The following is a 10,000-nucleotide window of genomic DNA, read 5'->3' as shown; positions in this document are numbered from 1 at the left end:
AAATGGCATCTCACGGCGTCACTTTTGGTGCGCCACAAATCGATTTAGACAAAATCCGTGCCTGGAAAGACAAAGTAGTGGGTCAACTGACCAACGGCTTAGCTGGCATGTCGAAAATGCGTAAAGTAAAAGTAGTAACTGGTTACGGTAAATTTACTGGTCCTAACACTCTGGTGGTGGGCGATACCACTATTACCTTCGACAGCGCCATTATCGCTGCTGGTTCTGAGCCTGTTGCTCTGCCATTTATTCCAAAAGATGACCCACGTGTGATCGACTCTACCGGTGCTCTGGAATTAAAAGACATTCCAGGTGAAATGCTGGTATTAGGTGGCGGTATCATTGGTTTAGAGATGGGTACTGTGTACCGTGCTTTAGGCTCTAAAGTGTCTGTCGTTGAATTTGCTGACCAGTTAGTTCCTGCAGCTGACGCGGATCTGGTGAAGGTCTACACCAAATACAACAAAGATAACTTCAATATTATGCTGTCGACTAAAGTGATTGCTGTTGAAGCTAAAGCTGATGGTTTGTATGTGACTTTCGAAGGCAAAAACGCACCTGCGACACCAGTACGTTACGACAAAATTTTAGTGGCAGTAGGTCGTCGTCCAAACGGCGCGCTGTTAGATGCTGCAAAAGCTGGTGTGAACGTCGATGATCGTGGTTTTATCAATGTGGATAAACAACTGCGCACTAACGTACCGCACATCTACGCGATTGGTGACGTCATTGGTCAGCCAATGTTAGCGCACAAGGCTGTACACGAAGGTCATGTAGCTGCAGAAGTTATTTCTGGTCTGAAGCACTTCTTCGACCCACGTTGCATTCCTTCTGTGGCTTACACCGACCCTGAAATGGCATGGGTAGGTATCACTGAAAAAGAAGCCAAAGAAAAAGGTGTCGCTGTTGAAACTGCCACTTTCCCTTGGGCAGCTTCTGGCCGTGCTATCGCCTCAGCTCGTACTGAAGGTTTCACTAAGTTAATTTTTGACAAAGAAACGCACCGTATTTTAGGTGGCGCCATTGTTGGTATTAACGCTGGTGAAATGTTAGGTGAAATCTGCTTAGCAGTAGAAATGGGTGCAGACGCTGAAGACATCGCTCTGACTATCCATGCTCACCCAACCTTAAACGAATCTATTGGTTTAGCAGCTGAGATGTACGAAGGTTCTATTACTGACCTGCCAAATCCAAAAGCCAAGAAAAAATAAGCTGAACTCTGTTTAACAGCTCAAATGAAAAACCGGCAGCTGCTTCGCACTGCCGGTTTTTTATATTTTGTTACAACTTCCATTAACAAAAATGCACCTTAAAGAGTAGTATGGTGAAGTTATTTAACCTTTTTGGCAGGAAAATCCCCGGATGAAAAAAATTACCTTAACAGCCTTAAGCGTTGCGTTAGCGCTTGGCCTTACAGCCTGTGGTAAAGCTCCAGATACCACCACTACTGAAACTGCAAAACCAACCGCAGAACAACAAGCTACAGCAGCGGTAGCGGCTCTGGTTTCTGGCGTGGATAAAGAAAACTTTGATCCAGCAGTACGTTTCCAGGATGACTTCTTTTTAGCAGTCAACGGTGGTTGGTTAAATAAAACTGAAATCCCCGCGGAAAAATCATCGTACGGCTCCTTCCATGTATTGGCGGATAACTCTCAGTTGGCCGTTAAAGCTATTATTGATGAAGTGGCCAGCCGCACTGATTTAGCGCCTGGTTCAGATGCACACAAGTTAGGCAGCTTTTATAACAGCTATATGAATGAAGCTAAACTGGAAGAGTTGGGCTTAACAGCATTACAACCTCAACTGGAACTGATCCAGAGCTTAAAAGATAAAAAGCAACTGGCCAGCACTTTTGCATCATTGCAGCGTGATGGTGTCACTATCCCATTGGGCTGGTATGTCAACAACGATGCGAAAAAATCGACTGAATACGCAGTGTATGCAGATCAGAGTGGTTTAGGTTTACCAGACCGTGACTACTACACCAAAGACGATGAAGCCTCGAAAAAAATTCAGGCTGAATATCAAACCTACCTGCTGGATTTATTCACTTTAGCTAAGCATGCCGACCCGGCAGCAGCGGCTAAACGTGTGTATGCTCTGGAAACTGAACTGGCGAAAAACCAGTGGACCCGGGTAGAAAACCGTGACGCTGATAAAACCTATAACAAAGTAGCGACTGCTGATTTGGCTAAAACTCTGGGTGAGTTTAGCTGGAGCGACTTTGCTGCAGGTTCTAAGCTGAGCAGTGTGAACGAAATCATTATTGGTCAGCCAAGCTATTTTGAAGCGCTAGGCAAAATTGTTGCCGCTACTGATCTGCAAAGCTGGCAGGACTATCTGACCTTCCATACTGTCAATGACTATGCCGACAAGCTGAACAAGGCCTTTGTTGATCGTCAGTTCCAGTTTTATTCCACGACCTTACGTGGTGTAAAAGAGCAAAAGCCACGCTGGAAAAAGGCTGTGGATGCCAGTGACGCTGTGTTAGGTGAATTGACGGGCAAGCTGTATGTAGAGCGTCACTTTAAACCTGAAGCTAAAGCACATATGGAAAAGCTGGTCGCTAACCTGATCAAAGCTTATGAACAGTCGATTAAAGATCTGGAATGGATGTCAGAAGACACCAAAAAAGCTGCTTTGGTGAAACTTGGTACTTTTACACCAAAAATCGGTTATCCGAATAAATGGAAAGATTACTCCAGCTTAGAGATTAAAGCTGACGATTTGGTAGGTAACTTAGTACGCTCCACGCACTGGGGTTATGACCAGATGCTGGCGAAGTTAGGCCAGCCAATCGACAAAGACGAATGGTTTATGACACCACAAACCGTGAACGCTTACTACAACCCGGCGAATAACGAAATAGTGTTCCCTGCTGCTATTTTACAACCACCATTCTTCAACATGGCGGCGGAAGATGCGGTGAATTACGGCGGTATAGGCGCTGTGATTGGTCACGAAATCGGCCATGGTTTTGATGACCAGGGCGCAAAGTATGATGGCGAAGGTAACTTACGCAACTGGTGGACTGAGCAAGACGAAACTAAGTTTAAGGCCTTAGGTAAAGCTTTAAGCGCTCAATACAGCAAGTATGAACCAGTGCCAGGCCACTTCGTTAACGGTGATTTGACACTTGGCGAAAATATCGGTGACTTAGGTGGTTTAACTGTAGCTCTGAAAGCCTACCATTTATCTCTGGAAGGCAAGGAGGCTCCTGTGATGGACGGTTTTACCGGTGATCAGCGCGTGTTATTAAGCTGGGCTCAGGTATGGCGTTCTAAATACCGTGACGAAGTGATGAAAGAGCAATTAGCGACTGACCCACATTCACCACCACATTACCGCGTCAACGGTATTGTTTCCAGCCTGCCAGTCTTCTACACAGCTTTTGATGTGAAAGAAGGCGACAAGCTGTATATAGCACCAGAAAAACGTGTAAAAATCTGGTAATCACCAGAATTTAAAATGGGGTCAGATCACATTGTTAACAGTTAACAATGTGATCTGACCCCATTTTTATTTGTCTGCACGACCAGTTTTAGTATTATTCTTGAGAATGATTCTCAACTGGGGGTGGTATTCACAAAAGTTATAGCCACTATAAGCTTGCGTGCTTATACTCAGGTGTCAATTCAGGCGGTTTTTTCTTATAATCCAGCCTGTTCGAGATTCCTGTCTATCGCTGCAGTACTCTGTGGCGACCTAACCAGAGGACATTACTGTGCTTCAACAATACCGTGAACATGTAGCCGAACGTGCGGCTCAAGGCATTCCTCCGTTACCACTTAATGCGCAACAAGTGGCGTCTTTAACTGATTTATTGAAAAACCCACCAGCAGGTGAAGGTGAATTCTTAGTTGATCTGTTAGAAAACCGTATTCCGCCTGGCGTAGACGAAGCTGCTTATGTAAAAGCTGGCTTTTTAACTGCTGTCGCTAAAGGTGAAGTAACAAGCCCGTTAGTGACTCCAGAGCGCGCTACTGAATTATTAGGCACCATGTTTGGTGGCTACAATATCCAACCAATGATCGATTTACTGGATGACCCTAAATTAGGTGGTCTGGCTGCTAAAGGTTTATCTCACACTTTATTGATGTTTGACTCTTTCCATGATGTGAAAGAGAAAGCCGACGCTGGCAATGCCAACGCTAAAGCCGTTTTACAAAGCTGGGCTGATGCCGAGTGGTTCACCAGCAAGCCTGCTATCCCTGAAAAAATCACTGTGACTGTATTTAAAGTGACAGGTGAGACCAACACTGACGATTTATCACCAGCTCCGGATGCCTGGTCGCGCCCTGACATTCCTCTGCATGCTTTAGCTATGCTGAAGAACAGCCGTGATGGTATCGAGCCTGATGCGCCAGGTTCAAAAGGCCCTGTGAAACAAATCGAAGCTTTAATCGCCAAGGGTTTCCCGCTGGCTTATGTAGGTGACGTGGTAGGTACAGGTTCAAGCCGTAAATCAGCCACTAACTCAGTGCTGTGGTTTATGGGTGAAGACATTCCATTTGTACCAAACAAGCGCACTGGCGGTGTCTGTTTAGGCAGCAAAATTGCCCCGATTTTCTTCAATACCATGGAAGACTCAGGTTCGTTACCTATCGAATTAGACGTATCTAAAATGAACATGGGTGATGTGATTGACATTTTCCCACATCAGGGTGTGGTAAAACGCCACGGTACTGATGAAGTTGTGTCTACCTTTGAACTGCGCTCTAACGTGCTGCTTGATGAAGTGCGTGCCGGTGGCCGTATTCCTCTGATCATAGGTCGTGGTTTAACAGACAAAGCCCGCGAGGCTTTAGGTTTATCTCACTCTACAGTGTTTGAACGTCCTGCTGTGACTGAAGTGACTAACAAAGGTTTCACTTTAGCGCAGAAGCTGGTGGGTAAAGCTTGTGGCGTGAAAGGTATTCGTCCTGGCCAGTACTGTGAACCAAAAATGACCACAGTAGGTTCTCAGGATACGACAGGCCCTATGACTCGTGATGAGTTAAAAGACTTAGCTTGTTTAGGTTTCTCTGCCGACTTAGTGATGCAGTCTTTCTGTCACACTGCGGCTTACCCTAAGCCGGTTGACGTGAACACGCACCACACACTGCCAGATTTCATTATGAACCGTGGTGGTATCTCGTTGCGTCCAGGTGATGGTGTAATCCACAGCTGGTTAAACCGTATGTTGTTACCAGACACTGTAGGTACTGGTGGTGACTCTCATACCCGTTTCCCTATTGGTATTTCTTTCCCAGCTGGTTCTGGTTTAGTGGCTTTTGCTGCGGCTACTGGTGTGATGCCACTGGATATGCCTGAGTCTGTGCTGGTGCGTTTTAAAGGTGAAATGCAGCCTGGTATCACTTTACGTGATTTAGTGCACGCAATCCCTTACTACGCTATTCAGCAAGGATTACTGACTGTTGAGAAGAAAGGCAAGGTCAACATTTTCTCTGGCCGTGTATTAGAGATTGAAGGTCTGGAACATTTAACGGCTGAACAAGCCTTCGAATTGTCTGACGCTTCAGCGGAACGTTCAGCTGCAGGTTGTACTATCACTTTGTCTGAAGCTTCAGTGGCGGAATACTTAGAATCCAACATCGTGATGCTCAAGTGGATGCTGAGCGAAGGTTACGGCGACGTCCGTACTATTGAGCGTCGTATTCAGGCGATGCAAGCCTGGTTAGCCGATCCAAAACTGGAACGTGCTGACGCTGATGCTGAATATGCTGCAGTAATTGAAATTGATCTGGCTGAAATCAAAGAGCCAATTCTGTGTGCACCAAACGACCCGGATGATGCCCGTTTATTGTCTCAAGTTGCAGGTGACAAAATCGATGAAGTCTTTATCGGTTCTTGTATGACCAACATCGGCCATTTCCGTGCTGCCGGAAAATTGTTAGATAAGTTTAAAGGCCAGATCCCAACCCGTCTGTGGATAGCTCCACCAACCAAGATGGATAAAGATCAGCTGACTGAAGAAGGTTATTACGGTATTTACGGCCGTGTTGGTGCCCGTATTGAGATCCCTGGTTGTTCATTATGTATGGGTAACCAGGCTCGTGTAGGCGACAACACTACAGTGGTTTCTACTTCTACCCGTAACTTCCCGAACCGTTTAGGTCAGGGCGCTAACGTGTATCTGGCATCTGCTGAATTAGCTGCTGTGGCATCTATCATCGGCCGCCTGCCAACAGTGCCTGAATACCTGGAGTACGCGAAGCAGATTGAAACCACAGCAGCGGATACCTACCGCTACCTGAATTTCCATCAGATGAGCCAGTACACCAGCAAAGCGGCCAATGTAATTATTCAGCAAGCTGTATAATTTACTGGCAATAGTGTTTTTAGCTAAAAGGCCCGCACTTAGCGGGTCTTTTGCTTTTCAGGAACCATGGCATGGAATTCGATTTTATCTACAACTCTGATGCGAAGCGCTACAGCCTGAAGTTAAGTTCTGAGCAGCTGGCTTTGCAGTGTTTTTTATTGGATGAGTTTGAACGGCGAGCCAGTGCTTATCAAAGCTTGCTGGAGCAGCTACAGCGCCTGAATGCGCAGAGTCAGTACCAATGGGATGGTAAAGAGTATCGCCTGACAGTACAGGCCTCTGAAGTGGTGATTTGTCATTTCTCGTTGTTGCAGGAAGGAAGCTCAAGCATTGAGTTGGATCCAGAGCAGGATTTGGAGCTGGATCAGAGCCAGCTTTATGCCGAATGTGGCCTGGAAGATCTGCTGCATTTAGTGCAGCAATGGCAACAATTTTTACCCGCCTGATTTAGTTATTGTACCTCAGCGCTGCACTCTGGCAGTGAAAAAACGCACCTTATTGGTGCGTTTTTTTTAGACTTTCAAAAAAATAAATCTCAAGTTATTGAAAATTAAAGATTAAAAATCTTGGCACAAGGTTTTCTTGTCTTATTGGCAAATGCAACAAGACACCATAAGGATAATAACCATGAAACTCGTATGTGCCATCATCAAGCCATTCAAGCTTGACGATGTCCGTGAAGCCATAGCGGACATCGGTATTGAAGGTCTTACTGTCACTGAAGTAAAAGGCTTCGGTCGTCAGAAAGGTCATACAGAACTCTATCGGGGAGCTGAATATCAGGTCGATTTTTTACCTAAGGTAAAATTAGAGATTGCGGTATTGGATGAAAACGTCGAGCGTCTATTGGAAGTCATCCAAAAAGCTGCACATACAGGCCGCATCGGTGACGGAAAAATCTTCGTTTACGATCTAGAACAAGTGGTGCGTATTCGCACAGGTGAAATGGACTCAGAAGCCATCTAAGGGGTAAATCATGCAGGAACAAATTTATCATTTACAGTTTGCGATGGACACCTTTTACTTTTTGGTGTGTGGCGCGTTAGTGATGTGGATGGCCGCTGGCTTCTCTATGCTGGAGGCTGGTTTAGTCAGAGCAAAAAATACCACTGAGATTTTGACTAAAAATGTGGTGTTGTATTCAATCTCATGTGTAATGTACCTGATTTGCGGTTACCAGTTGATGTATGGCGGTGGTTACTTCTTAACTGGTATTGGTGAAGTCGATGTGGCCCAAACCTTAACCAGTTTCGCCGAACGCGAAAACGGTTTTGAAGGTAAAGCTATCTACTCTAAAGCCTCGGATTTCTTCTTCCAGGTAGTGTTTGTAGCAACGGCTATGTCTATTGTCTCTGGTGCCGTAGCTGAACGGATGAAGTTATGGGCTTTCCTGACCTTTGCCGTGGTCATGACAGGTGTGATTTATCCAATGGAAGGTTCTTGGACATGGGGTGGTCAGTCTGTATTCGGTCTGTACAGCCTGGGTGATTTAGGTTTCTCTGATTTCGCGGGTTCAGGCATAGTGCATTTAGCTGGTGCAGCTGCGGCTTTAGCTGGTGTTCTGTTGTTAGGTGCCCGTAAAGGCAAATATGGCAAAGACGGCAAAGCTCATGCTTTCCCTGGCTCCAACATGCCACTGGCGGCTTTAGGTACTCTAATTCTGTGGTTAGGCTGGTTTGGCTTTAACGGCGGTTCTGTACTGAAATTAGGTGATATTGCCAACGCAAATGCAGTTGCAGTGGTATTCTTAAATACCAATGCTGCAGCAGCTGCCGGAACTATAGCTGCAATTGGCTTGTCCATGTTGCTGTTCAAAAAGGCTGATTTGACCATGGCGTTAAACGGTGCTTTAGCAGGATTGGTGGCCATTACCGCTGAACCTTCAACGCCAACTCCTTTAGAAGCTTCTATTTTTGGCGCTATTGCCGGTGTGTTGGTGGTAGGTTCTATCCTGGCCTTAGACAAGTTGAAAATTGATGACCCGGTAGGTGCCATTTCAGTGCACGGTACTGTAGGTTTATTTGGATTATTGATTGTTCCTCTGACCAAAGAGTCGGCCTCTTTAGTAGGTCAACTGGCTGGCGCCGCTACTATATTCATCTGGGTTTTTGTGGTGAGTTTAGTCGTGTGGTTTGCATTGAAAATGACTGTGGGCATCCGTGTCACTGAGCAAGAAGAATATGAAGGTGTTGATCGTTCTGAGTGTGGTGTAGAAGCCTATCCTGAATTTGTATCGACAGTAAAGTAGGCAGCCTGGGGAGAGCCGGTGGGGCTTCTCAGGAGCTGGTTGCCAAGCCAGCAGCTACGCAAGTAGCAGTTGGTCTTGGCAACTAAACCCGTACCACCAAATTCGTCTATCCTTGTCCTTTGTCTTTATCAGACAACCCCGGCGGCGCAAGCTTCCGGGGTTTTTTCTTGTGGTCTTAGCCACGGACCTGTGCGCTGTTTTAGTGCAGTCGCCAAATCATTTTGCAAAGAACGGATGTAATCTAACAGCTGTTTTCAAACAGGAAAAGGGCCTTGCAGAAAAAAACAACATAATTGTTAGTGCGAAAACTCTAAAATGCTTCAGCATAGCGCAGAGGATGCATTCATTTGGTGCGGATTTGATATCGCTTGATGGAATAAAAAGAAGATAAAACAGGGTACTGTTAAAACAAGACGGGCCGCGAACTTCGCGGCCCCTAAAACTTGGTGGCATCCTACCAACCACTATCCTTGATGGATCATCCCTGTGTTCTTCCTGAACATTCCAACTGCAATCCAGCAGAGTCCCTATCCATTTTACTCTCTTCCTGAGAGTACCATCTGCCTCCGGCAGAATCCCTATCCCTTGTATCTTCATCCTGAAGATGTGTACTCAATCCTGAGCCTGTCCTTTTCTTCCTTGTGCTACCTTGCACAATCCATTGGTGTCCCTGCTTCCTGCTGCTACTTCCTGTAGCTTGTCCTGCTAAACATCATGTTCAGCTGTCAGTTCCAGCGACGAATTAATTATCGTACATTTTACCCGGGAGTAGGACCTCTTTTGTTAAATACTTGTAGTGAAATATTATTGTAACCTGCAATAATATTGGATTATATCCTTAATAATCAATGGTATAGAAAATTGTTTCCAGAGTGTTGCTTGCACTAAATACTAGATTGGCTTACTCATTTGTGAGATATATCTCACAAAGACTGAGGACAATTGTCTGACTGATGTAGATTGCTGTGAAAACTACTGACCATTACCGGCCAAATTGGTATGATCGCGCTCCCTAAATTCTGAAGAGATGGTTATGGCGCGGGAACAATCAGGCATTTGTGCCGAAGCAAACTTGCATTGTTGTTATGTATTGCTAAACGCCCTGGATGGCCATGAGCATTATGTACGCTTGCAGTTGGCTAAAGTTCCTATGCTAGCGGAGCGCTTATCCGATCAATTTTCAGAGGCCATGCTCAATGTAGTGGTTGCGGTGGGCCAAAACTACTGGGCACATCTGTATCCAGAACAACAACCCGCCCCTTGGCCTGATTTCACCGACAATGCGGCAGGTTTACCTGTTGTATCTCCTGATTTGCTGATTCAAATTCGGGCGGATCGTTTTGATGTGATCCATATTGCAACTCAACAAATTTATCATTTGCTGCAACCTCATGTTGATTTGTATGAACAGTTGCATGCCTTTCGTTATC

Annotated in this window: 7 protein-coding genes; all 7 read left to right on the top strand. The window is 45.6% G+C overall.

Features of this window, described 5'->3' with window-relative positions; genetic code table 11:
- The coding region (locus LDL40_RS04795) for an NAD(P)/FAD-dependent oxidoreductase (protein WP_300994016.1) at positions 1 to 1,211 on the top strand (1,211 nt) is incomplete at its 5' end.
- A gap of 151 nt (positions 1,212 to 1,362) precedes the next feature.
- Positions 1,363 to 3,453, top strand: a complete 2,091-nt coding sequence (locus tag LDL40_RS04790; RefSeq protein WP_300994015.1) for a M13 family metallopeptidase — start codon at positions 1,363 to 1,365, stop codon at positions 3,451 to 3,453.
- Positions 3,454 to 3,724: 271 nt separating this feature from the next.
- Positions 3,725 to 6,322: a bifunctional aconitate hydratase 2/2-methylisocitrate dehydratase gene (gene acnB, locus LDL40_RS04785; RefSeq protein ID WP_300994014.1), complete on the top strand. Its 2,598-nt coding sequence runs from the start codon at positions 3,725 to 3,727 to the stop codon at positions 6,320 to 6,322.
- Positions 6,323 to 6,393: 71 nt separating this feature from the next.
- Complete coding sequence (locus LDL40_RS04780) at positions 6,394 to 6,768, top strand: YacL family protein (protein ID WP_300994013.1); 375 nt, start codon at positions 6,394 to 6,396, stop codon at positions 6,766 to 6,768.
- A gap of 181 nt (positions 6,769 to 6,949) precedes the next feature.
- A complete protein-coding gene (gene glnK / locus LDL40_RS04775; RefSeq protein WP_008899672.1) occupies positions 6,950 to 7,288 on the top strand; it encodes a P-II family nitrogen regulator in 339 nt (112 codons plus the stop codon).
- A gap of 10 nt (positions 7,289 to 7,298) precedes the next feature.
- Positions 7,299 to 8,570, top strand: a complete 1,272-nt coding sequence (locus tag LDL40_RS04770) for an ammonium transporter (protein ID WP_300994012.1) — start codon at positions 7,299 to 7,301, stop codon at positions 8,568 to 8,570.
- A gap of 1,033 nt (positions 8,571 to 9,603) precedes the next feature.
- On the top strand, positions 9,604 to 10,000 hold a 397-nt coding region (locus tag LDL40_RS04765; protein WP_300994011.1), incomplete at its 3' end, for a Dyp-type peroxidase domain-containing protein.

The organism is Rheinheimera sp., assembly GCF_020217005.1.
GTDB lineage: Bacteria > Pseudomonadota > Gammaproteobacteria > Enterobacterales > Alteromonadaceae > Pararheinheimera.
The sequence above is the reverse complement of the archived record's forward strand: the minus strand, read 5'-3'. Positions and strand labels throughout refer to the sequence as shown.